Raw genomic sequence first — 22,358 nt, 5'->3', positions numbered from 1 at the left:
TGCGTGGGCCGGCATACGGAATGACGCTGCACGCACGGACGGGCTCGTTTTGGAATGGGCGCGATCGTCCCCTATGCTTTCCGAGTCCACGACGGATCCGAGCGCTGCGCGCTGCGCGACGTGGGTTCCTGTCGGAAGACGGGTCCCCATCGTCTAGCGGCCCAGGACCCCGCCCTTTCACGGCGGTAGCACGGGTTCGAATCCCGTTGGGGATACGCAGTAACGGTCTTGCAACCGCAAGGCCCCGTAGCGCAGTTGGTTAGCGCGCCGCCCTGTCACGGCGGAGGTCGCGGGTTCGAGTCCCGTCGGGGTCGCCAGCACGGAGAGGCCCACACCACCAGGTGTGGGCCTCTCGTCATGTCCGGACGTGCGGTGGCATCGAACCGGCCGGTCATGGAGGCATGAGTGCGAGGCCATAGCCTGCCTCCATGTCGTGGTCGGTCTGGGCGTCCCTCGTGGTGACCGCCGTGCTCATCTCGTTCACCCCGGGCGCGGGCGCCATCAACACCATGGCCAACGCGCTCGGCGTGGGGTGGACCCGCTCGATCTGGGGCATCCTCGGCCAGCAGGTCGCCCTGGTGACCCACATCGTCGTCGTCGCCGCCGGCGTGGGCGTCGTCGTTGCCGGCTCACCCGCCCTGTTCACCGCCGTCCGCTACGGCGGCGCCGCCTACCTGGTCGTCCTCGGCGTCCGCCAGTGGCGCGCTCGAGCACCGAGCGACGACGAGGGGGATCACCTGACCGGCACGAGGACGCCGTGGGCGATGTTCCGCCGCGGTGTCCTCGTCAACCTCACCAACCCGAAGGCGCTGGTCTTCTTCCTCGCCTTCATCCCGCAGTTCATCCGGCCGGACCGGCCGCTGCTGCCGCAGTACGCGGTGCTGGCCGCCACGACCGTCGTCATCGACGTCGTCGTCATGTGGGCCTTCTTCGCCACGGCGGCGCAGGGGCTGCGCCGGGTCACGAGCACGCCGCGCGGTCAGCGCACCCTCAACAGGACCTTCGGCGGCCTCTTCGTCGGCGTCGGGGTGCTGCTCGCGACGGTGCACTGACCGATCGGGGTCAGCGGCTGACCTCGATGGCGATCTTGCCGCGCACGTGCCCGCCCTGGCTCAGCTCGAACGCCTTGGCGACGTCCTCCAGCGGGAAGACCTCGGCCACGGGGACGGTGAGCCTCCCGGCGTCGGCGAGGTCGGCGAGCGCCTGCAGGTCGTCCGAGCTCGGCCGCACCCACGCGGAGATGCCGCCGGCCTCCGCGACGGTGCCGTCGGTGATCGAACCGTGCCGTCCACCCTCCTTGAGCACCGCCTGCGTCGTCTCCAGCACGCCACCGACGAAGTCGACGACGACGTCGACACCCTCGGGCGCGAGGTCACGCACGCGCTCGGCCAGCCCGTCGGCATACGACACCGGCTCGGCACCGAAACCACGAAGGAACTCGTGGTTGGCCTCGGAGGCCGTGCCGATGACCCGGGCGCCGAGCGCCTTCGCGATCTGGACGGCGAGGATGCCCACACCGCCGGCGGCGGCGTGGACGAGGACGGTGTCCCCCACCTTCGTGCCGAGCCGCGTGAGGAGCTGGTATGCCGTGAGGCCGGCGAGCGGGAGCCCTGCGGCCTGGTTCCAGTCCAGGCTCTGCGGCTTGCGGGCGACGGTGCGCACGGGGGCCGCGACGAGCTCGGCGAAGGTGCCGTGCTGGACCCAGTCCTTGCGGGCGTAGGCGATCACCTCGTCACCGACGGCGTACTCCGGGGTGTCCAGGCCGACGGCCTCGACGACGCCCGCGACGTCCCAGCCCGGGATCGCCGGGAAGTCCACCTGCATCAGGGGGTCGAGGTAGCCCGCGGCGACCTTCCAGTCGACCGGGTTGACGGAGGCACTCCGGACCCGGATGAGGACCTCACCGGGCCCGACCCGGGGGTCGGGAACGTCGGTGAGGGAGAGGGTGTCGGGGGTGCCGTACTGGCTGTAGGTGATGGCGCGCATGGTCGGGCCAACGTGGCGAGACGTCGTGCGCATTCCGCGCGGACGGAACCAGCGCGACGGTGCAGGCGTCAGGCCGAGAAGGTCCAGCGGGTGTGGGAGCGGTACGTCTGCCCGGGTCGCAGCACCGCCGACGGGAAGCTCGGCTGGTTGGGAGCGTCCGGGTGCCGCTGGGTCTCGAGGCAGATGCCGTCGCCCTGACGCAGGAGCCGGCCCTCGTGTCCGGCGAGAGACCCGTCGAGCCGGTTGCCGGTGTAGACCTGAATCGTCGGCTGGTCGGTCTCGACCTCGAGGGCGCGACCGGTGCCGGGGTGCTCGAGCCGGGCGGCCGGTCGCACGCCGGTGCCGCGCAGGACGAAGGTGTGGTCGATGCCCACCACCCGCGCGACCTGGGGATGGGCGGACCGGACCCGCGGTCCCAGGGCAGTCGGCGTCGTGAGGTCGAAGGGCGTGCCCGACACCGGCTCGGTGCGGCCCTCGGGCGTCGACGCAGGGGTGACGGGGAGGTACTCGTCCGCGTGGACCGTGAGCACGTGCGCGTCGGCGCCGCCCCCGTCCGAACCGCCCAGCGCGAAGTACGCATGGTTGGTGAGGCTGACGACCGTGGGGGCGTCGCAGGTGGCCTCGTAGTCGATCGTGACGGCGTCACCGTCGACCGCGTAGGTGGCCGTCGCCGTCAGCGTGCCGGGGAAGCCCTGGTCGCCGTCCACGCTGACGAGCTGCAGCGTGAGCCTGTCCGAGCCGGAGTCCACGACGGCCCACACCCGGGCGTGGAAGCCCTCGACGCCGCCGTGGAGAGAGGTCGGACCCTCGTTGGCGGACACGGCATACGTCTGCCCGTCGAGCTCGAACGACGCCTCGGCGATGCGGTTCGCGTAGCGCCCCACGCTTGCACCGAGGTAGGGGTTGTCCGGCGAGGTGTAGCCGGCGGCGTCGTCGAAGCCGAGCACCACCTCCTCGGACGTCCCTGCGCCGGTGGGCACCCGGATGCTCTGCACCGTGGCGCCCAGGTCGAGCACGGTGAGCTGGAGACCCGTGTCGCTGCTGAGGGTGAAGGCCGAGACCGGCTCCCCGCCGGGCATCGTGCCGAACTGCCGGTCCATGAGCTCTCCTTGTGACGTGTTCTCGCGCGGTGCCGTCCTCGACCCACCGTACGAGCCCGAGGGCCCTGAGGACCTCTGCAGGGTACGACCAGACCGCGTCGTCACGGTTGTGCCCGCGCGGACCAGCCTGAGCGGCCCATGACGGGTGACTCGTCTACGTCATGGGGCTGGCGCCGCAACGGGATCACGATGAGAGACGGTGCCGCGCCTGGCGCCCCCGAAGGAAGGAAGAGTTGTGAAGCGATCACTCGCAGTGCTGTTCTGCACCATGGCTGGGTTCACCATCTCCGTCAGTACCGCCGAGGCTGGCGAGATCAAGGGACCACCCGGGACCATCGGCAGCACGAACACCACCGGGGCGCTCGACCACGCGCAGTCAGCCTGCGCAGCCAGCGGGCTCAACGACATGGACCCCGCAGAAGGACAGGTCGACTCGCAGGTCCAGACCGCCGCGGACTCGTGGAAGTTCTACGGCCTGCCCAAGGGCGCACCGGGCACGTTGGGCTTGTGCCGAGGCAACTGACATTCGGACACTGCGTTCTTCCTGAGCCGCGACTGAGGTGATGACCTCTTTTGCCGACTGGCGATGGCAAGAACGCGTCATGGACAGGGACCTTCGTGAGGAGTTGTCTGCAAACGAACGGTCGTTCGTCCGGGTCACGTCGAGGTGGCCGCGCCGTCGCACTACCGGCGGCCGGTCATCTCTCTTGGGCCGTTGGTCCACATCAGGTAGGCACGTCTCTCAAAGGGGTTTCGCATGACCAGAAGATCGGCACAACTTGTCGCAGGGGTGGCGCTCGTGGGAGCCGCCACGCTGCTGCCGGCCGCCCCGGCGTCGGCAACCGTCCACGAGATCGTCGGCCAGTGGTGTTCCGGTCAAGGCGAACTCGCTCCACCCGGAATCACGGGCGGCAGCAGCGCGGACAACTTCGCCAAGCCCCTCTCCGCCACTGGCTTCGTCCGTGGCACCGTTCCTCACACCGGAAGCGCTGGGCCCGGCCTCCTGGTCGACTTCGACTTCGGCCACCCGGCGTCGAAGGTCGTCGGCACGGGGATCTACGTCGTCGTCGATCAGACACCCGCGGGCCCCCTCTATCTCCAGCTGATCGAGGCGGATCCGAACTTCCCCGCTTTCCAGCGCTGTCCCCGACTGTTCGAGGGCTGACCGCCTGCCCCGCAGGCGGACGCCTCTGCCGTGATGTGCCCGGCGTTTCGGGCATGGCTTCAGTCACGGCAGAGGCCTGCCGACCTCCCCGTCGGAACCTGCACGACCGGAGACGAATCGGCGTCAGGAAGAGCTTCGACCATGAGTTATGATGGTCGCGCCGCGACAGGCCTACCTGGGGTGAAACCGCAGGTCAGACCGGTCGCGGACGCATGTGCAACACCCCTAGGCCAGGTAGCTCAGTTGGTACGAGCGTCCGACTGAAAATCGGAAGGTCGACGGTTCGACCCCGTCCCTGGCCACCATCTCCCTCGTGGACCGTCCGATCCGGACGTTCTTCGCCCCGCAGCGTCCAGCCACCTGACGGGCCGCGCCGGGCCGCCTCCGAGGCCCACCTGACCGAGTCCCGTATCCTGACCAACGTCACGCCGGACCGACCGTTGGGGGACGGGACATCAGGAACATCGCCGAACCGGCTGTCACGCCGGCGCCTCGCGACACGGATGCTCCGTCACGGGAGCGCCGGGACGCGACTCGCGCCACCCCTGCCACGTCGTCGGTGACAGCAGGCGGCGCGCGCCCCGCGCTGGCACGCACGGTGCTGCTCGCCACCGTCGGGGCCGCCTTCATCACCGTTGCCGCCGTCGCCGTGCTGACGCTGTGGGCCAACCTCAAGGCCACCGGGCACGCAGACCCGCGTCGGCCTCTGGAGGTCGACCCGCTGTTCGAGGTGCGCGACAAGCTCGTGTGGGTCGTGGCCGTGCTCGCAGCCGGAGGGCTCGCCTTCACCCTCTCGCTGGCCCGCGTCAGGGCAGCGTCCGCGCGCCTGCTGGAGAGCTGGCCCGTGGTGGCACTGACCGTGGTGGGCACCGCCGGGGTGGCGGCCTCTGCTGCGTGGGTCGACGCGGCGTTCGGTCTGGGTCCGCTCAACCTCGCCCTGGGCGTCCTGCTCGTGCCGGTCCTCGTCCTCGCCCTGCTCCCGGCGTCGAAGGACGCAGTGCGCTTCCTGTGGCCGGTCGCGCTCGCCGTGGGCGGTGGCCTCTACCTCCCGAGCCTCGTGCAGACCCCCCGCGGGCTGTACGACGCCATGCACGCCGCCCGCAACATCGACGAGCTGCTCGGCCCGGTCGCCGGGAACCTGCCCCTGTCCGACTACGTCCCCCAGTACGGCGGCCTGCTCGGTCTGCCCTTGGCGCCTTTCCGGCCGCTGGTGGCGGACCACGTCGAGTGGTCGATCATGGCCTGGGTCTCGCTGCTCAGCATCGTCACCGTCGTCGCCCTGGTCGTGGCCGCAGCCCTCATGCTGCCGCCGGGGAAGCGGGCGCTCGCTCCCCTGCTGGTGGTTCCCGTCCTGCTGATGAAGCCCAGCCAGCCGGAGGGTCTCCTGCCCGCCGGGCTGCAGCGGCTGTTCCAGACCATCCCGGAGCGTTCGCTGCTGCCCGTCCTGCTGGCCGTCGTGCTGCTGTTGGCGGTGGCGCGTCCTCGGTCGGGACGCCGGTGGGTGGCGGTGGGCGCCATCGCCGGTGCGGCCGCACTCAACAACTTCGAGTCAGGGGTTCCCGCGACCGTCGCGGCCGTCCTCGTCGTCATCGCGATGCGAGCGGGCTGGCGTGCCTTCGGACTCGCCTGTGCGGGATGGGTCGGCTTCGCCGTGGGCTACGTCGCCCTGGTATGGGTCACCGGGGGGCCGTTCCGTCCCGAGTACCTCGTCGCCTTCAGCCTCGAGTTCGCCGGGGGGTTCGCGCAGCTGCCGATGCCGCCGTACGGCAACTACGTTCTCGTGCTGTTCGTGCTGGTGGCCGGTGTCGCCAGTGCCTTCCCCGTGCTCTGGCGCGGCAGCGCCGCGACAGCCGTTGCGGCTGCAGGCGGGTTCTACTTCGGGTGCTGGGGCCTGCTGATGTTCCCGTACTACGTGGGCCGGTCGAGCAGCCTCGGACAGCTCCAGTTCTTCCTCATCCCTGCCAGCGTCATCGCGGTCTGGCTGCTCGTCGCGGCGGTGGCCACGCTCGACGGTCGCCGACCCACACCTCGGCTGGCCTACCCCCTCCTCCTGGCCTGCCTTCCGGCCGCCGTGTTCGCCACGACGGTGATCAAGGCGCCGTCACCCGAGCTGACCTACAAGCGCCTCACCGGTGAGTTCGCACCCGCCGGCGTCTTCCGCAGCACCGCCTGGGTGCGTCAGCCGGTCGTCAACCAGGAGAAGGCCCGCGAGATCAAGGACCTTGCGGGCACCCTGCGCCAGCCGGTCGGACTGTTCTTCACCTCGGGCAACGTCGCCTCGCTGAAGACCGGCCTGCCGAACTCGTCGGTGCTCGCCGTTCCCGAGGAGATGCTGCCCCGTCGCCCGTGGTCGCTGGACGCCACGGACCCGGGGAACGTCACCTTCCGCAGCATGCAGTGTCGGGCCATCGAGGAGTCCGACGTCCGGTCCGTCATCGCCGAAGAGCTCATCGCCGACGTGCTTGACACCTGCTCCGGCCTCAGCCGAGGGCGAGCCGACGACGGCATGGTGGTCTTCACCCGAGACGCCGGCTGAAACTCGGCGGCGGGCGGCGCGGCGCGCTAGTCGTCCGAGGGCGGCTCTGCCGGCACGTAGTCGCCGTAGGCGAACTCGCTGACGGCGTCGCCGGCCACCGCGGCCGAGAGCCGGGTCGTGATCGCCCGGATCTGGTCGAGTGGCACCTTCGGGGTGCGCGCGGACGTGAGGAGGCCGTTGCGCTCCTGCTGGGTGTCGGTGAGCTGGGTCCAGCAGAAGCCCGCGAGGACGGAGCTGGACAGCAGCGCCTCCACGAGGTCCGCGTAGCCGCGGAGCAGCTCCTCAGGCGTGCTCACGGCGCCGTAGCCGAACCACCCCTCTCGACGCTCCAGGTCGAACGTGATCCCGCCGAACTCGCTGATGACGACCGGCACCTCCTTGCCGGAGGTGCCGGGGAGGAGGATGGCGCGGTACAGCGGCTGGGTGTGCTCCACCGTCTCGGCGAGGGCGGCCCGCGTGCCGTAGCGCTCTCGCAGCGTGTGCCCCTGGGCGGTGTAGTCGTGCACCGTGACGACGTCTGTGACCGGCTGCTCCCAGCCGTCGTTGCCGATGACGAGTCGCTCGGGGTCGAGCGCCTTGGTCAGGTGGTACATCGACCGCACGAAGTCCTGCTGCGCCCCGGAACGCTGGAGCGCGGGCACGCCCCAGCTCTCGTTCACCGGCACCCAGGCGATGATGCACGGGTGGCTCGCGTCGCGCTCGAGCACCTCGATCCACTCACGCGTGACCCGCGCGACGGTCTGACCGGAGTACTCGTAGGCCGCGGGCATCTCGGCCCACACCAGCACCCCGAGCCGGTCGCACCACTCGAGGAACCGCGGGTCCTCCACCTTCTGGTGCAGCCGGACGCCGTTGAAGCCGAGGTCCTTGATGAGCTGGACCTCCCTGCGCAGGGCCTCAGCGTCCGGCGCCGCAAGGTGCGTCTCGGGCCAGAAGTTCTGCGCGAGGACCAGCCGGAGGAAGTAGGGGCGGCCGTTGAGCAGCAACCGGTCCCGCGAGGAGCCGATGTCACGGAGCGCGGTGTAGCTGCCGACCTCGTCCACCACCTCCCCGTCCTCGAGCAGCGTCACCGTCGCGTCGATGAGGCTCGGGTTCTCGGGTGACCACAGCAGGTCCGAGTGACCGATGCTCATGTCGCTCTCGCTGATGGTGATGCGACGCTGCGTCTCCTCCGACTGGACGGCGTAGGTGTCGTCGGCGAGCACCCGGTCCGCCTGACGCAGGACGACCCGCAGGGTGAGATGTCGCCGAGCAGGGCGGTCGGTGCGCAGTCGCACGGTGAGGTCGATGCCCCGCTCGTCGACCCGGGGGACCCAGCCGAGGTCGCGGATCCTCGTCTCGGGCACCTCCTCCAGCCAGACGGGCTGCCATATGCCGGATGTCCGGTCGTACCAGATCGCGTGCGGTTCCGGCTGCCAGTCCTGCTTGCCCCGCGGCTGGCGGAGGTCGTGCGGGTCGTCGGCGGCCCGGACGACGAGCACCTGCTCCCCGGAGGGGTCGAGGATGGACGTGATGTCGGTGGCGAAGGGGGTGTGGCCACCTTCGTGGTAGGTCACCGCGTGCCCGTTGACCCAGACGTGGGCGCGGTAGTCGACCGCCCCGAAGTGCAGCAGCACCCGTCGGCCCGGTTGCGGCACGACGCTCATCGTCCGCCGGTACCAGACGACCGGGTGGTAGTCGGTGTCACCGATGCCGCTGGCCGACGACTCGAACGGGAACGGCACCTCGATGCGGCGGTCGAAGACGTCCTCGCGACGCTGCCACTGCTGCGTCATGCCGACGGACTCGTCGTCGAAGGCGAAGTCCCACGTCCCGCACAGGTCGACCCAGTCGGGGCGGGTGAGCTGGGGACGGAAGTGCTCCCCCGGCCCCGGCCGGCCCCAGGAGGTCGTCGCGGGGGTCGCCCGGTCTCGCGGTGCGTCAGCCGTGGAAGCCATCACCCCATCATGGATGAGCAGCCCCTCCGTCTGCACTCCGGCGGGACCATGTTCCCTGTCCGTGGGCGGTCGCCGGCGACAGGGTGAAGTGTGACCATCCAGAGCCTGAGGACCACGAACCAGCCAGCCAGCATCACCAGCGCCGCCCTCCGGACCGCGACCCGGCTCGCATGGGCGACGTCCGTGCTTGCCCTCGTCGCGGCGCTGTGGACGTTCGTCGACCCCGGCCTGTTGCACGGGCCCGAGGCGATGCAGGGCTCTGCACGGGGCACCGCGCTCGTGCTGGGCGGGCTGGCGGTGCCGGTTCTCCTCGGCTCGGTGTGGTGGGCCCGGCAGGGTTCGCGGGAGGCGCTGGTCCTCTGGGCGGGCGCGCTGCTCCACGTCATCTACAACGCCGTCCTCTTCCTCTTCCTCACGCCGTTCAACGCGGCCTTCCTCCTCTACGTCGCGCTCCTCGGCACCGCCCTCTGGGCGACCGGCTACCTTCTCCCGGCCCCCGAGACCCGGCGGGTCGGGCGGCAGGTCGCGAAGCGGGCCCCGGTGAGGGGCATCGCGACCTACGTGTGGGTGGTCGCGGCGCTGAACGCCCTCGCCTGGCTCGCCGTCGTCATCCCGTCCCTGCGAGCCTTCCCCACTCCCCTGCTCGAGGGCACCGGAGTCCAGACCAACGCCATCTACGTGCAGGACCTCGGCATCTGGCTGCCCCTCGCGGCGGTCGGCGCGCACTGGCTGCGTCGTCGAGAGGCACGTGGCGCCGTCGTCATCGGGGCGGTCCTCGGCCTGTGGGTGATCGAGAGTGTGAGCATCGCCGTCGACCAGTGGTTCGGCGTCCGGGCCGACCCGGCCTCCACCGTGGTGTCGCTCTCGGTCATCCCGCCCTTCGCGCTGCTGGCGGTCGTCGGCACCGTCCCGCTCTGGCTGCTGCTGCGACACCTGCCCTCCCGTCCGCGGGACGGGCTCACGCGCCGTGGAGCACCCGGCGCCTGACGAGACCGAGCACCGCCGGCGCGCCGAGGGCGACGACTCCCACGAGGCACCCGAGGGGCAGCGGCAGGCAGCACCCACCGCAGGTCACCCTGCTTCCTCCCGGGGTGGTGCGGGTGTAGTGCGGAAGGGGGGTCAGGCGGAATCCGGAGCTGGGCTGGGTCACCGAACCCCTATGCCCCACTGGGTCCACCGCCAAACCCCCACGATCCTGCTTGCCCTGCCCCATCTGTGGGTAGGGAGGGGTCCGTGGATCGGACAGACAGCCATCAACACCGGCAGAGGACGCTGAGGCGGCGGCCGGCGGGGGGTCGGATGTCCACACAAAACCGAGCATCGCGGTCCTGGTCGCATCCCCGTGGTCGGGGCGTTCGAGTCGACCTTCCTGGTCCGGGAGTACTCACGGGCGGCCGAGCTGCGGGACGAGCCGTACTACCCCGTCAACAGCCACTCGGACCGTGACCGGCTCCACCGCTACCGGGAGCTGGCGGCCGCGGAGCCGGACGTCTGGTTCGGTGGCCGCCTCGGGACGTACCAGTACCTCGACATGCACATGGCGATCGCCTCCGCGATGTCGCTCGTGGACAACCACATTGGACCGCGCCTGAGCTGTTGAGCAGCTCAGCCGCTGAGCCGCTGAGCCGCTGTGCCGACCGGGCGGGGCGCCGGCACCCGGTGCGCCTGCACCCGCGTGCGGGCTCGACGCGGCTACAGGGCCGCGACGAGGCTGGCCACGATGACGAGTGGGAGCGACACGAGCGCTCCCAGCGAGGTCGTCATCGTCAGCGTCTTCAGCGTGCCCTTGGTGGAGAGGTCCAGCAGGGTGCTGAACATCCAGAAGAAGTTGCTGTTCACGTGCAGCGCGAACATCGCACCCGAGGCGATCGCCAGGGCGATGACCACCGGGTCGACGCCGAGCGAGCCGACGACGGGCGAGATGATGCCGGCGGCCGTGATCGCGCCGACCGAGACCGAGCCGATGGCGAAGTGCAGCACCGCGGCGATGAACCACGCCAGCAGGATGCTGACGATCACCGAGGCGTTCTCGTCGGCGGAGAACAGCTCCTTGAGCGTGTCCTGCATGCCGCTCTCGGCGATGACGGCGCCGAGCGAGCCACCGACCCCGGTGACGAGCAGGATCTCGCCGGTGGTGTGGAAGCCGGCCGTGAGCACCTTGCCGACGCCGTCGGCACCGAGCGAGCGGCGCACCATGACGAACGCGATGAGCAGGCCGATGAAGAGGGCGATGTTGGCGTCACCGAGGAAGTCGAGCACCGGGTTGGACGCGTCCGCGACCTGGAGGATCGCCCCGGTGGCGATGAGCACGAGCGGGACGAGGATCGGCAGCAGCCGCACGACGAGCGGCAGGCGCGCGGCGGACTCGGCGAGCGGCACGTCCTCGGTCTCGCTGTGCGGACGGTCGTCGACGATGACGGCGTCCGGGTCGATGTCGGACTCCGGCTTCCAGTAGCCGCGACCGAGCAGCAGGCGGAAGAGGAAGGTCGTGATCAGGGCTGTGGCGAGACCGATCGGGAGACCGTAGAGGAGGTAGGTGCCCAGCGGCACGTCCATGAGCCCGGCCACCGCGACGGCCGCCAGCCCGGGGACGACGAAGACGTAGCCGGAGAAGATACCGACGCCCAACGCACCGGCGAGCCACGGGAGCCCGAGCCGGCGGTCGACAGCAGGCGCGGACTCCTTGGCCATGGGTGCGGCGAGGACCACCTGCACGTCGACGTAGATGGACGGGAAGATCGTCGCGAGCGTGCCGGCCATGGCGTAGGGCAGTCGCTTGCCGACCCGGGTGGCGAGGATGCCGACCAGGTCGCGGAACGTGCCCATCGAGTGCAGGAGCGCCCCGATGAGGACACCGAAGCCGATGAGCAGCCCGACCTCGGCCATGATCTCGCCGAACCCGCCGGTGATCTGCTCGACGGTGCCGTCGGCGCCCAGACCGGTCGCGAGGCCGAGGTAGACGCAGGCCAGCAGCAGCGAGATGACCGGGTCGACCTTGAACCGGATGATGAGCAGGATCGCCCCGAGGATGGCGATGGCCGAGTGCAGGATCTCCATGTGGTGTCCCATCTGTTGCGGACAGCCTCACCCGAGGGAGGAGGTCCGGAGCGGGTCGGGCTGGTCCGGGCTGGCCCGACCACCCTAGGACGTCGAGCGGGTGCGCGCCTCCGAGCGGACGACGGCTGTCACCGCAGGCTGGACCGCCCCGACGACCACGCGTCCAGCACCTCGTCGGCGAACCGGCTGCCGAGGAGCTGCCCCGCCTGGATGCCGAAGACAAGGCCTTCGGCGAGCTCCGGCTCATCGGCGAGCATCGGTGCGATCACCTCGCGACGCAGGATCTGCTCGTGCACCGCGTCGGCCTCCACGTGCTCGGCGTAGAACCGCTCGGTCGCCGGCCCGCACCCCAGCCGTCGGGCGGCGCGGACGAGACGCGCCGACCCGGGTGACGACGTCAGCTCGATGAGCGCGAACTGGCCCACGGCGGCGGCCCGCAGCTCGCGCCGCAGCCCGCACAGCGACATGAGGTTGACCTCCGCGAGCACCGAGCCGCTCACCCGGTCGAGATGGTCACCATAGGTCGAGGCCAGCCCGAGCTCGTGCATCATCGCCGCGTAGAGCTCGGAGTGCATCGCCTCGACCCTGCCGGCGCCGTACTCGTCGTGCTGGACCGTGAGCAGGCCGGCCTTCACGCGTCCCGCCATCCGTGAGACCACGAGCAGCTGCGGGTCCGCCTCCTTGAGGTGGTAGGCCGACCGGTGGGTGACGTACTCGCGGAACTGCTCCAGCGTCCCGTCCCGGAGCAGGTGGTGCGAGATGCCTCGGGCCCCCACCGTCTCGGTCAGCAGCTCCGTCACCTCGGCGTCCACGTCGGTGCCACCGGCGACGTCGCGGTGCAGGGCCTCGAGGAACACCTCCTCGAGCTCGAGGCGCAGGCCGAGGAGGGGCAGGTCCCACTCCATGGCGTCCGGTACACCGTCGAAGCCCCGGTAGTGCAGCTCGTAGCAGACGTACAGGGCGAGCTGGAGGTCCTCGCCGTAGGGGTCGGCCACGGAGACCTCCGCAGGCAGTGGCAGCGCACGGCCCGAGCAGTGGTCGATCACCGCTCGGGAGATGGGTCCGCGGGCGGTCGGGAGGCGGGGTGACCGGAGGACCCGCACGTCGGTAGCCGTCATGCGGTGACCTCTCGGTCGGCGCGCACCTTGGTGCGGTGGCTGGTGTCGCAGAACGGAGCGATCCGGCTTCTCCGGCAGGTGCACAGCGCCACGACCCGGCGCTCGGAGCGTACCGTCGAGCCGTCGTCCATGACCACCTCCACCGGCCCGTCGACCAGCACTGGTCCGTCGTCGGTCACCCTCACCCGTGTCGTGGTCCGAGCAGCGTGGTCGTTCGTCATGGTTCCTCCTCCGGTCCCTGTCGAGACTAGACGTCGCGCGGCGCCGTGAGACCTCAGCGGGTGGCGTCGCTGCGGAGCAGGCGCCACCCGCCTGCGGCCATGGCGCCCACCGCCCACGCGAGCATGGTGAGCCTCGCCGACGTCACCGTCATGTCGTCGAGCGGGCCCTCGCCGAAGATGAGGAAGAGCGCCCCGGACCCGGGCAGCCGCGCCGACGTGGTCGCGGCCCACTCGAAGGGCAGCTGCGCCACGAGCAGGGGCAGGACGAGCAGCAGCGCGATGGCGAGCACCAACGCGCCGGCCGTGCTGCGGGTCGCGAGGCCGAGGCCGATCCCGAGCAGCGCTCCGCAGCCCAGGACGACGACGATGTCGCCCATCGACCGGAACCCGTCACCGGCCGGCAGCCCCACCCGCGGTGGTGCCAGGACCCACACCACGACACTGGCCGCGACGACCAGCGCCACCCCGAGGGCGGTGACGGTGAGCGCGATGACGAGGACGCGTGCGGCGAGCAGCACGCCGCGTCGCGGAGTCCACTGCAGCGTCGGCACGATCGCTCCGGTGCCGTGGTCGGCGGTGCTCGTCACCACCGCCATGGCGACCGTGCCGAAGAGGGCGAACATCGCGGTGAAGCGGGCGCCCTCCCACGCGGAGGCGCTTGGAGGCACCGACTCCGGGTTGTTCGCGACGTCGATGCCGACGAGCAGCCCCAGGCCGACCACGGCGCACGAGATCAGCCCCGTGAAGACCCAGCTCGAGCGCACGCTCCAGATCCGGCTCCACTCCGCCCGGCCGGCCCGGGCCAGCACCGTCGCGGTGCTCATCGGACCGCTCCCTGCGCGAGGGCGTCCAGGGCGTGTCCGTGGTGCTCCACGCTGCCCTCCGTGAGCGAGAGGTAGGCGTCCTCGAGGGACTGCTCGACCTCGGCGAGGTGGTGGAGCCGGATGCCGTGTTCGTGCGCGAGGTCGCCGACCTCGCTCGCGAGCAGGCCGCTCACCTCCAGCTCGTCGGGCGCGGGTCGCCCCACCTCGGCCTCCGCGCCGAGTGCCCTCGCGAGCCCGTCGGCCTGGGGCGTGCGCACCCGCACCCGCTGCCCGCCCAGGCCCCGCAGGAGGCCGGGCATGTCGGTGTCGGCGATGAGCCGTCCCCTCCCGATGACGACGACACGGTCGGCGATGAGCTGCATCTCGCTCATGAGGTGGCTGGAGACGAGGACGGTGCGCCCCTCCTCCGCGAACCCGCGCAGCAGGCTGCGGATCCACCGCACGCCGTCGAGGTCCAGGCCGTTGACCGGCTCGTCGAAGACCAGGACGGGTGGGTCCCCGAGGAGCGCTGCGGCGATGCCCAGCCGCTGCCGCATCCCGAGCGAGTAGCCCTTGATGCGCCTCCCGGCCGCCTTGCCCAGACCCACCTGTTCGATGACCTCCTCCACCCGGTCACGGTGGATTCCGTTGCTGTGGGCGGCGATCCGCAGGTGCGCCCTGCCCGAGCGTCCCGGGTGCATGGCACCCGCATCCAGCAGCGCCCCGACCTCCCGCAGCGGTGCCGGGAACGCGGCATACGAGCTGCCGTTCACCGTCGCGGTCCCGGCGGTCGGTCGGTCCAGTCCCATGACCACCCGCATCGTCGTCGACTTGCCGGCGCCGTTCGGCCCGAGGAAGCCGGTCACCTTCCCCGACTCCACCTCGAAGCTGAGGTCGTCGACGGCGCGCACCGCGCCGTACTGCTTCGTCAGTCCGCTCACGGAGATCATGAGGAGGACGCTAGGAGAGGCGGTGCGGTCGGTGGGCGCACGACCTGTGAAGGTTCCGTGCAGATCCTGTCGGCACCGCCCGTATGCCGTCCGCGCGACGCATCGTCCCGCCGCGACTTCCCGGGAGGACGGGACCTCGCCGATCGCGAGCGGAGGGAGCGAGAGCTGGGGTCAGGGGGTGCGGGTGAGGTGGGCGACGAGGTAGAGGACGCCGAAGGGGTCGCTGACCTCGAGCGACTCGACGGCGAGGGGCACGCCCTCCGCGGCGGCGGCAAGGACCTGGAGCGGAGCGCGGCCGGCGACGAGCAGGTCGGCGCACAGGTCGGGGTCGAGGTCGAGCAGGCGGCCCAGGCCGCCGTCCGCGCAGGAGCGGACGGCGTCGACGAGGGCGTCGTCCACCGCGGCGGCCCGGGGGTCGAGGTGACCCGGCGCCTTCTCGGTGCGCCGGGCGGACCCGTCCGCGACGACGAGCAGGGTGGTCGGGTGCTCCGCGGACCCGGCGCCCTCTTCGGAGAGAGCCCTGCCGGCGCCCACGCAGTCGGCGACCGGGGCGTCCCACGCCACGGCGAGGTGCTCGACGTCGAAGTCGAGGTGTGAGGCGGCGAGCAGGTGGTCAGCCACCCGCAGGCCCACCGGTGGGCGGGTGCTGCGCGGCTCGCGGTCGGTGGCGTGCACGACGACGACGTGTGACGCCGTCGCCACGGCCGCCCGGACCACCGCGGCGCAGTCGTCGACGAGACCCGCGTCGGCGGGGGTCCGGCCCTGGTATTCCGGAAGCAGCAGCGGCGCACCGGGGACGACGACCACGTCGGTCACCGGGCCACGTGCTCCCGGGGCGGCAGAACGAGTCACGCGAGCCCCCGGGCGGTGCGGGCCGGCGGCAGGTCGCCGGAGATGACCGACACCATGTCGAGCACCTGACGCGTCTCGACCACCTCGTGCACGCGATAGATGTGCGCGCCGTGCCAGGCGGAGATCGCCGTGGTGGCGAGCGTTCCCGTGAGCCGCTTCCCGACCGGCAGGTCGAGCGCCTCACCGACGAAGTCCTTGTTGGACAGCGAGACCAGCAGCGGCCAGTCGAGGGCGACGAGCTCGTCGAGCCGGCGGGTCACCTCCAGCGAGTGCCACGTGTTCTTGCCGAAGTCGTGTGCCGGGTCGATGACGACGCGGGACCGGTCGACGCCGGCCGCCACGGCCCGGTCGGCCTGCGCGAGGAGGGAGCCCACGACGTCGGCCACGACGTCGTCGTACTCGATGCGGTGCGGGCGGGTCCGCGGCGTGACGCCTCCGGTGTGGGTGCACACCACCGCGGCGTCGAACTCCGCGGCCACTCGGACGAGGTCCGGGTCCGCTCCACCCCACGCGTCGTTGAGGATGTCGGCACCGACCTCGAGGACGGCCCGGCCCACGGAGGCGCGCCACGTGTCGACGCTGATGAGCAGGTCCGGGTGCTCCGCCCGCACCGCCGCGACGAAGTCGACGACCCTCGCCTTCTCCTCGTCGGCACCGATCTCGACGCCGGGAGCGGCCTTGATGCCGCCGATGTCGACGATGTCCGCGCCCTGCTCGACGACCTCACGGACCCGGTCGAAGGCGGCGTCCTCGCTCCACGTGGACCCCTTGTCGTAGAACGAGTCCGGCGTGCGGTTGACGATCGCCATGACGAGGCGCGAGCGGGCGTCGAACTCGCGGCGCCCCAGCCGGAAGGTCAGCATGACGCCGCGGGCGGACGCTCGCCGATGCCGACCGGGGTGGTGACGGGCTCGAAGCCCGTGGCGCGCCGTGCGTACTGCGTGAGGACCGTCGTCTCGTCGACGAGGGGCGCGCTCGCGCTCGGCGCCTCGCCGTCGGACCTGACCCGGCGTCGGTCGGCGGCTGCGAGGACCTGCACTGCCATGAGGCCGAGCGTGTCATGGCGGTGGTGCCGGTGCGTGCGCCGGCCCAGGTCGACCTGCGCGATCCCCTCCACCCCGAACGTGTCGGCCGTGTCGATGAGGGCGGCGATCTCGATCCCGTAGCCGACCGGCACGGAGTACGACGCGAGCGCCGTGCGCCGGATCGCCCACTCCCCCGACAGCGGCTGCACGGTCCCGGCGAGCTCGGGCCGGTGCAGGGCCAGCCACGGACGGGCGACGAGCTCGGTCACCCGGCCTCCGGTCTCCTCCTCGCGCCCCTCCGCGTCGATCATCGGCCGGTCGTAGACCGCCTTGACGAGGTGGACCCGCTCATCGACCAGCAGCGGCCCGAGCAGGCCCGTGACGAAGTGCGTGCCCCAGTCGACGAGGTCCGCGTCGACGAAGACGACGAGGTCTCCGCGGGTGACGAACTGCGACTTCCACAGCGCCTCGCCCTTGCCCGGCACCGACCCGAGGTCGGGCCGGATCGCCGCGGCCGCCTCCACCCGGGCCCCTGCCCCGGCTGCCACCTCAGCCGTGGCGTCGGTGGAGTCGGAGTCGATGACGACGACCTCGTCGACGAGGCCGCCTCCACCCGTCACGAGGTCGGCCACGAGCCGCTCGACGACCGACCCGACCGTCGCCTCCTCGTCCCGCGCCGGCACGACGACCGAGATCGTCCGCCCGCCCTTGAGCGCGAGCAGGTCGGCCACCGTCCAGTCCGACGACCGGTATGCCGTCCGCGCCCGCTCGGTGCCCGGCTCGCCCATGGCGGTGGTCACGACCCGAACGCCGGTCGCCGCTTCTCGCGGAAGGCGGTCAGCCCCTCGACGAAGTCGGGGGTGCGGAGCAGCGCCTGCTGACCGCTCTCCTCGCGGGCGAGCGTCGCGTCGAGGTCGAGGGTCGCGGCGGTGATCGCCGCCGTCGTGAGGGCGGTCCCCTCAGGGGCGAGCGTCGCGAGCTGGGCGGTGAGCTCCTCGGCGCGCGCCGCGAACGCATCCGACGGCACCGCCTCGGAGACCAGGCCCCACCGCTCGGCCATGGTGCCTGAGAGTCGCTCGCCGGTGAGGGCGAGGCGCAGGGCGCGGGCGCGACCGACCGACGCCGCGACCAGCGCGGTGGCGCCGCCGTCGGGCATCAGCCCGAGGGCGCCGAAGGCGAGGACCAGGACGGCGTCCTCCGCCACGAGCACGTAGTCGGCGGACAGGGCCAGCGAGAGCCCGGCCCCGGCGGCCACCCCGGGCACGAGCGACAGCACCGGCGTCCGAGCCTCGAGGACGGCCCGCACGGCGGCGCCCACCCAGAAGAGCGTCGCGTCGAGGTCGCCCTCGTCGACGTGCACACCGAGGTCGGCGCCGGCGCTGAACGCCCGCCCGTCCCCGGACAGCACGATGACGCGCACGGCCGGGTCGGCGTCGAGCCGCCGCACCCCCTCGGCCACGTCCCGGAGCATCGGGGGCGCCACGGCGTTGAGGCGCTCTGGTGCGGCCAACGTGACTCGCCCGACCGCACCCTCGACCTCGACCCGGACCTCACCGGTCGGGGTGGACGCGGTCGCGTCGCTCATGCCCGGACGAGCTCGAGGATGGTCGCGTTGGCCATGCCGCCGCCCTCGCACATCGTCTGCAGGCCGTAGCGGATGCCCTCGCGCTTCATGTGGAAGACGAGGTCGCTCATGATGCGGCCCCCGGACCCACCGAGCGGGTGGCCCACGGCGATGGCGCCGCCGTTGGGGTTGAGCAGCGCCTCGTCGACGCCGAACTCGGCCTGCCACGCGAGCGGCACGGAGGCGAACGCCTCGTTGACCTCGAAGACGCCGATGTCCGACAGCGAGAGGCCGGAGCGCTCGAGCACCTTGTGCGTCGCGGGGATCGGCGCCGTGAGCATCATCACCGGGTCGTCACCCGCGAGCGCTCCCGTGTGGAAGCGCGCGATCGGAGTCAGGCCAAGGGACTCGGCCTTCTCCGCTGCCATGAGCAGCACGGCAGAGGCGCCGTCGCTGATCTGCGAGGCGTTGCCGGCGTGGATGACCCCGTCGTCCTTGAAGACCGGCTTGAGCTCGGCCAGCGACTCCAGCGAGGTCCCGCGGCGCAGGCCCTCGTCGACCGAGAAGGTGGAGCCGTCCGCGAGGGTGACGGGCGCGATGTGGTCGGAGAAGCGGTCCGCGTCGATGGCGGCGGCGAGCCGCTCGTGGGAGCGGACGGCATACGCGTCGAGGGTCTCGCGGGACAGGCCCCACTTCTCGGCGATCAGCTCGGCCCCGATGCCCTGGTTGAACGTGTCGACGCCGTAGCGCTCGAGCAGTGAGGTCGGGTAGGGGAAGCCGAGGTCCTTGTTGACGAGCGGCGAGCCCATCGGCACGGCGGTCATCATCTCGACGCCACCGGCGACGACGACGTCCTGCTGCCCGGACTGGATCGCGGCGGCGGCGAAGTGGACCGCCTGCTGCGACGAGCCGCACTGCCGGTCGATCGTCGTGGCGGGCACCGACTCGGGCCAACCCGCCGTGAGGACCGCGTTGCGGCCGAGGTTGAAGGACTGCTGGCCGACCTGCTGGACGCAGCCCCAGATGACGTCGTCGACGAGCGCCGGGTCGAGCTGCGAGCGCTCGGCGAGGGAGCGCAGGACGTGGGCCGAGAGCTCGACGCCGTGGACGGCGGCGAGCGAGCCCTTGCGGCGGCCGATGGGGGTGCGGACGGCGTCGACGATCACGGCGTCGCGGGGCGAGAGGGTCATGCGTTGCTCCTGGTCTGGTGCGGACGGTAGGACGTGGCGAGGAGGCCGGCGGCCGCGGCGAGGCCCCCGACGAGGGCGACGGCGCCCCAACCGAGACCGGCGAGGTCGAGGCCCAGGGCGGAGTCGAGGGACCAGCGGCCGGGGCCGGCGACGGCGATGCCGACGGCGACCATGGCGACGAGCACGACGTACTCGGCGCCGCCCTTGAAGATGAAGTAGCCCTTGCCGCGATGGTCGGTGAGGGCGGCCACGGTCATGAGACCGACGAAGGCCATGGCCGCAAGGCTGGTGAGCAGGCCAAGGGTGAGAAGGATCCCGGCCCCGATCTCGGTGGCGGCGGCGACCCGCGCGTGCAGCCACCCGGGGCGCAGGCCGAGCGACTCGAACCAGCTCTCCGTGCCGGACAGCCCGCCCCGGACCTTGTTGAGGCCGTGGAGGACGAGCATCGGTCCCAGCGCGAGACGCAGGACGAGGGTCGCCACGTCGAGCTCGGTGGCGGAGATCGCGGTGGCGTCCATCAGGCGCTCGCCTCCGCGTCGTCGGGGGCCGCCGTGACGGCCGTGGCGGGGACGAGGTCGCGCAGCCCCGGCACGACCTGCTCGGTGAAGGTCCGCAGGAACCGCTCCTGGTCGTGCCCGGGTCCGTGGAAGACGAGGTGGTCGAAGCCGAGGTCGGTGTACTCGCGAACGGCCGCCACGACCTCGTCGGGGTCCGAGGCGACGATCCAGCGCTGGGCGACCTGCTCGATCGGCAGCTCGTCGGCCGCCCGCTCCATCTCGGCCGGGCTCGTGATGGAGTGCTTCTGCTCGGCGGTCAGCGACAGCGGCGCCCAGAAGCGGGTGTTCTCGAGCGCGCGATCGGGGTCGGGGTCCCAGGACAGCTTGATCTCGATCATCCGGTCGATGTCCGCGGGCGACCGGTCGGCCTTCGCCAGGCCCTCCGCGACCGCGGGCAGGAGCTTGTCGGCGTAGAGCTCGCGGCCCTTGCCGGAGGTGCAGATGAAGCCGTCACCGGACCGGCCGGCATACCTCGCGACGAGCGGGCCGCCGGCGGCGACGTAGACCGGCACGGGCTGGTCGGGGCGGTCGAAGATGCGCGCGTCCTCGGTGCGGTAGAACTCGCCCTCGAAGGTCACCGACTCCTGCGTCCACAGCGCGCGCATGAGCCGCACCGCCTCGCGCAGCCGCGCGTAGCGCTCCTTGAACTCGGGCCACCCGCTCTCGGGGACCGACCCCACGGCGACCTCGTTGAGCGCCTCACCCGTGCCGACACCGAGCATGATCCGGCCGGGGGCGAGGCACCCCAGCGTCGCGAACGTCTGGGCGACGACCGCCGGGTTGTAGCGGAACGTCGGCGTCATCACCGACGTGCCGAGCATCACGCGCTCGGTGCGGGCCGCAACCCAGGACAGCCACGCGAGCGAGTTGGGGGCGTGCCCACCCTCGAGCCGCCAAGGCTGGAAGTGGTCGGAGATGGTGACCGAGTCCAGTCCCAGCTCCTCGGCGAGGACGGCGTATGCCGCGAGGTCACCTGGGGCGAACTGCTCCGCCGAGGCCTTGTAGCCGATGCGCATGCGGCCATCCTCGCCCATCCCGGTGCCATAGTTGCCATGTGCCAGGTCACATCCGTCACACGCCCCGTCCTCTCCGTGCCGTTGGCTTCCCGGCTTCAGCGGCCGTGCTCGCCGTGTCGCTGGCCCTCGTCCTCGGCGGGTGCGCCGCCCGCGGATCGGTCGAGGACACTGCTGCGGGGGACGCGGCGACGGCCTTCCTCGCGGCGGCCTCGTCAGCACCGGAGGGCGCCTGCGACCTGCTCGCCCCGGCCACCCTCGAGGAGCTGCGCTCGGTCGGCGACGACTGCGCCGGCGCGCTCGGCGAGGTGGCCCCCGAGGGTGGCCCCAGCGGGACCGAGCCCACGGTCGAGGTCTACGGCCGGGACGCCATGGTGCGCTGGGGCGCCACCACGCTGTTCCTCGCGCGCTTCGACGAGGGCTGGCTGGTGACCGCCGCCGGGTGCGAGCCCCGCGGGAAGGACCTCCCCTACGACTGCTCGGTCGAGGGACGGTGACGCCCATGCGCTGGACGTTCCTCGGGTGGCTGCTCTTCATCGGTGCCGGGCTGGTCTGGTGCGTCGCCATGGGGGTGAGCTCCCGATGACCGGACGCCTCCGTGCGCTGCGCGACCACGGGCTGTCGCTGGTCTTTGCCGGCCTGCTCCTCGTGGCCCTGGTCGGTCAGGCCGTCGCCGGCCTCGCCGAGCTCAACGGCGAGTCCCGCGACCAGGGGTTCCCGACCATCGGGATGGCCGAGTACCTCGCGTCGTCGACGTTCGCCGTCGACCTCGCCGAGAACTGGCAGTCCGAGTACCTCCAGTTCCTCCTCTTCATCGTCCTCACCGTGTGGTTCGTGCAGCGCGGGTCCCCGGAGTCCAAGGAGCTCGACAAGGTCGGCCGGGAGAGCGACGAGGAGCAGAGGGTCGGGCGCTTCGCGCTGCCCGGATCGCCACGCTGGGCCGTGGTCGACGGGTGGCGCCGCCGGCTCTACTCGCACTCCCTCGGCCTGACGATGGGGCTGATCTTCCTCGGGTCCTGGAGCGCCCAGCTCGTCGCCGGCCGCGCCGCCTTCAACGCCGACCAGATCCGCGACCTCAAGGCCCCCCTCGGGTTCGGCGACTACCTCGCCGCCCCGGACTTCTGGAGCCGCACGTTCCAGAACTGGCAGTCCGAGTTCCTCGCGGTGGGGAGCATGGTGGTCCTCGCGATCTACCTGCGTGAGCGCGGGTCTCCGGAGTCCAAGCCGGTGGGCGCCCCGCACGGGTCGACGGGCGTCGAGGGCTGACCGGCCCTACTAGCCTGT

Annotated in this window: 23 protein-coding genes, 3 tRNA genes and 1 pseudogene; 11 read left to right on the top strand and 16 right to left on the bottom strand. The window is 71.7% G+C overall.

Features of this window, described 5'->3' with window-relative positions:
- Positions 1-142 precede the first annotated feature (142 nt).
- The 3 genes from ACOJV9_RS14405 (at position 143) to ACOJV9_RS14395 (ending at position 1,052) form a co-directional block, all read left to right on the top strand.
- Positions 143-215 (top strand) — tRNA-Glu (locus ACOJV9_RS14405).
- Between the two features lie 25 nt (positions 216-240).
- Positions 241-317, top strand: a tRNA-Asp gene (locus tag ACOJV9_RS14400).
- 111 nt (positions 318-428) lie between these two features.
- Positions 429-1,052, top strand: coding sequence for a LysE family transporter (locus tag ACOJV9_RS14395; protein WP_420185911.1), 624 nt, complete (start codon positions 429-431; stop codon positions 1,050-1,052).
- A gap of 10 nt (positions 1,053-1,062) precedes the next feature.
- Here ACOJV9_RS14395 and ACOJV9_RS14390 read toward each other — a convergent pair whose 3' ends face one another.
- The gene (locus ACOJV9_RS14390; RefSeq protein WP_420185910.1) at positions 1,063-1,986 is read right to left on the bottom strand and encodes an NADP-dependent oxidoreductase; all 924 of its coding nucleotides are present in this window, start codon (positions 1,984-1,986) and stop codon (positions 1,063-1,065) included.
- Between the two features lie 68 nt (positions 1,987-2,054).
- A complete protein-coding gene (locus ACOJV9_RS14385) occupies positions 2,055-3,086 on the bottom strand; it encodes an aldose epimerase family protein (protein ID WP_420185909.1) in 1,032 nt (343 codons plus the stop codon).
- Positions 3,087-3,321: 235 nt separating this feature from the next.
- Here ACOJV9_RS14385 and ACOJV9_RS14380 point away from each other — a divergent pair, with 235 nt between their 5' ends.
- The 4 genes from ACOJV9_RS14380 (at position 3,322) to ACOJV9_RS14365 (ending at position 6,787) form a co-directional block, all read left to right on the top strand.
- Positions 3,322-3,609 (top strand): hypothetical protein, encoded by a 288-nt coding sequence (locus tag ACOJV9_RS14380; RefSeq protein WP_420185908.1) that lies wholly within the window; start codon positions 3,322-3,324, stop codon positions 3,607-3,609.
- 276 nt (positions 3,610-3,885) lie between these two features.
- Complete coding sequence (locus ACOJV9_RS14375) at positions 3,886-4,251, top strand: hypothetical protein (protein ID WP_420185907.1); 366 nt, start codon at positions 3,886-3,888, stop codon at positions 4,249-4,251.
- A 228-nt stretch (positions 4,252-4,479) separates the two neighbouring features.
- Positions 4,480-4,556 (top strand) — tRNA-Phe (locus tag ACOJV9_RS14370).
- A 254-nt stretch (positions 4,557-4,810) separates the two neighbouring features.
- A complete protein-coding gene (locus tag ACOJV9_RS14365) occupies positions 4,811-6,787 on the top strand; it encodes a hypothetical protein (protein ID WP_420185906.1) in 1,977 nt (658 codons plus the stop codon).
- A 26-nt stretch (positions 6,788-6,813) separates the two neighbouring features.
- On the opposite strand, the gene ACOJV9_RS14360 is transcribed toward ACOJV9_RS14365, so the two are convergent.
- A complete protein-coding gene (locus ACOJV9_RS14360; protein ID WP_420185905.1) occupies positions 6,814-8,724 on the bottom strand; it encodes a glycoside hydrolase family 2 TIM barrel-domain containing protein in 1,911 nt (636 codons plus the stop codon).
- 90 nt (positions 8,725-8,814) lie between these two features.
- Between ACOJV9_RS14360 and ACOJV9_RS14355 the strand changes: the two genes are divergently transcribed.
- The gene (locus ACOJV9_RS14355; RefSeq protein WP_420185904.1) at positions 8,815-9,711 is read left to right on the top strand and encodes a hypothetical protein; all 897 of its coding nucleotides are present in this window, start codon (positions 8,815-8,817) and stop codon (positions 9,709-9,711) included.
- Here the strand turns inward: ACOJV9_RS14355 and ACOJV9_RS14350 are convergent.
- Positions 9,683-9,874 carry a hypothetical protein gene (locus ACOJV9_RS14350; RefSeq protein ID WP_420185903.1) on the bottom strand — a complete coding sequence of 64 codons (192 nt, stop codon included), beginning with the start codon at positions 9,872-9,874 and terminating at the stop codon, positions 9,683-9,685. The genes ACOJV9_RS14355 and ACOJV9_RS14350 overlap by 29 nt on opposite strands.
- 207 nt (positions 9,875-10,081) lie before the next feature.
- On the opposite strand from ACOJV9_RS14350, the pseudogene ACOJV9_RS14345 reads away from it, so the two are divergent.
- Positions 10,082-10,324: pseudogene (locus ACOJV9_RS14345) on the top strand (UDP-galactopyranose mutase); the annotation flags it as partial.
- 92 nt (positions 10,325-10,416) lie between these two features.
- Here the strand turns inward: ACOJV9_RS14345 and ACOJV9_RS14340 are convergent.
- The 12 genes from ACOJV9_RS14340 to fgd form a co-directional block, all read right to left on the bottom strand.
- Positions 10,417-11,793 carry a GntP family permease gene (locus ACOJV9_RS14340; protein ID WP_420185902.1) on the bottom strand — a complete coding sequence of 459 codons (1,377 nt, stop codon included), beginning with the start codon at positions 11,791-11,793 and terminating at the stop codon, positions 10,417-10,419.
- A gap of 116 nt (positions 11,794-11,909) precedes the next feature.
- Positions 11,910-12,899 carry an iron-containing redox enzyme family protein gene (locus ACOJV9_RS14335; RefSeq protein WP_420185901.1) on the bottom strand — a complete coding sequence of 330 codons (990 nt, stop codon included), beginning with the start codon at positions 12,897-12,899 and terminating at the stop codon, positions 11,910-11,912.
- On the bottom strand, positions 12,896-13,120 hold the full coding sequence (locus tag ACOJV9_RS14330; RefSeq protein ID WP_420185900.1) for a CDGSH iron-sulfur domain-containing protein: 225 nt from the start codon (positions 13,118-13,120) through the stop codon (positions 12,896-12,898). Before ACOJV9_RS14330 ends, ACOJV9_RS14335 begins: the two co-directional genes overlap by 4 nt.
- Before the next feature lie 53 nt (positions 13,121-13,173).
- Positions 13,174-13,944, bottom strand: coding sequence for a hypothetical protein (locus ACOJV9_RS14325; protein ID WP_420185899.1), 771 nt, complete (start codon positions 13,942-13,944; stop codon positions 13,174-13,176).
- The gene (locus ACOJV9_RS14320) at positions 13,941-14,873 is read right to left on the bottom strand and encodes an ATP-binding cassette domain-containing protein (protein WP_420185898.1); all 933 of its coding nucleotides are present in this window, start codon (positions 14,871-14,873) and stop codon (positions 13,941-13,943) included. Before ACOJV9_RS14320 ends, ACOJV9_RS14325 begins: the two co-directional genes overlap by 4 nt.
- 171 nt (positions 14,874-15,044) lie before the next feature.
- Complete coding sequence (locus ACOJV9_RS14315; protein ID WP_420185897.1) at positions 15,045-15,689, bottom strand: class III extradiol ring-cleavage dioxygenase family protein; 645 nt, start codon at positions 15,687-15,689, stop codon at positions 15,045-15,047.
- 32 nt (positions 15,690-15,721) lie between these two features.
- Positions 15,722-16,588 (bottom strand): dihydropteroate synthase, encoded by an 867-nt coding sequence (folP, locus tag ACOJV9_RS14310; RefSeq protein ID WP_420185896.1) that lies wholly within the window; start codon positions 16,586-16,588, stop codon positions 15,722-15,724.
- On the bottom strand, positions 16,582-17,550 hold the full coding sequence (locus ACOJV9_RS14305) for a glucosyl-3-phosphoglycerate synthase (RefSeq protein ID WP_420185895.1): 969 nt from the start codon (positions 17,548-17,550) through the stop codon (positions 16,582-16,584). Before ACOJV9_RS14305 ends, folP begins: the two co-directional genes overlap by 7 nt.
- Positions 17,547-18,335, bottom strand: coding sequence for an enoyl-CoA hydratase/isomerase family protein (locus tag ACOJV9_RS14300; protein ID WP_420185894.1), 789 nt, complete (start codon positions 18,333-18,335; stop codon positions 17,547-17,549). Before ACOJV9_RS14300 ends, ACOJV9_RS14305 begins: the two co-directional genes overlap by 4 nt.
- Positions 18,332-19,504, bottom strand: coding sequence for a thiolase family protein (locus ACOJV9_RS14295; RefSeq protein ID WP_420185893.1), 1,173 nt, complete (start codon positions 19,502-19,504; stop codon positions 18,332-18,334). The genes ACOJV9_RS14300 and ACOJV9_RS14295 overlap by 4 nt, the downstream gene beginning before the upstream one ends.
- The gene (locus ACOJV9_RS14290) at positions 19,501-20,022 is read right to left on the bottom strand and encodes a DoxX family protein (RefSeq protein WP_420185892.1); all 522 of its coding nucleotides are present in this window, start codon (positions 20,020-20,022) and stop codon (positions 19,501-19,503) included. Before ACOJV9_RS14290 ends, ACOJV9_RS14295 begins: the two co-directional genes overlap by 4 nt.
- Positions 20,022-21,077, bottom strand: coding sequence for a glucose-6-phosphate dehydrogenase (coenzyme-F420) (gene fgd, locus ACOJV9_RS14285; protein WP_420185891.1), 1,056 nt, complete (start codon positions 21,075-21,077; stop codon positions 20,022-20,024). Before fgd ends, ACOJV9_RS14290 begins: the two co-directional genes overlap by 1 nt.
- 104 nt (positions 21,078-21,181) lie before the next feature.
- Here fgd and ACOJV9_RS14280 point away from each other — a divergent pair, with 104 nt between their 5' ends.
- Both ACOJV9_RS14280 and ACOJV9_RS14275 read left to right on the top strand, forming a co-directional pair.
- Positions 21,182-21,571, top strand: coding sequence for a hypothetical protein (locus tag ACOJV9_RS14280; protein ID WP_420185890.1), 390 nt, complete (start codon positions 21,182-21,184; stop codon positions 21,569-21,571).
- Between the two features lie 85 nt (positions 21,572-21,656).
- Positions 21,657-22,340: a DUF6766 family protein gene (locus tag ACOJV9_RS14275; protein WP_420185889.1), complete on the top strand. Its 684-nt coding sequence runs from the start codon at positions 21,657-21,659 to the stop codon at positions 22,338-22,340.
- Positions 22,341-22,358 lie beyond the last annotated feature (18 nt).

The sequence above is a fragment of the Knoellia terrae genome, from assembly GCF_048606435.1.
Classification (GTDB): domain Bacteria; phylum Actinomycetota; class Actinomycetes; order Actinomycetales; family Dermatophilaceae; genus Knoellia; species Knoellia terrae.
Note: the sequence above shows the minus strand (reverse complement) of the source record. Positions and strands in the feature narration are given on the sequence as shown.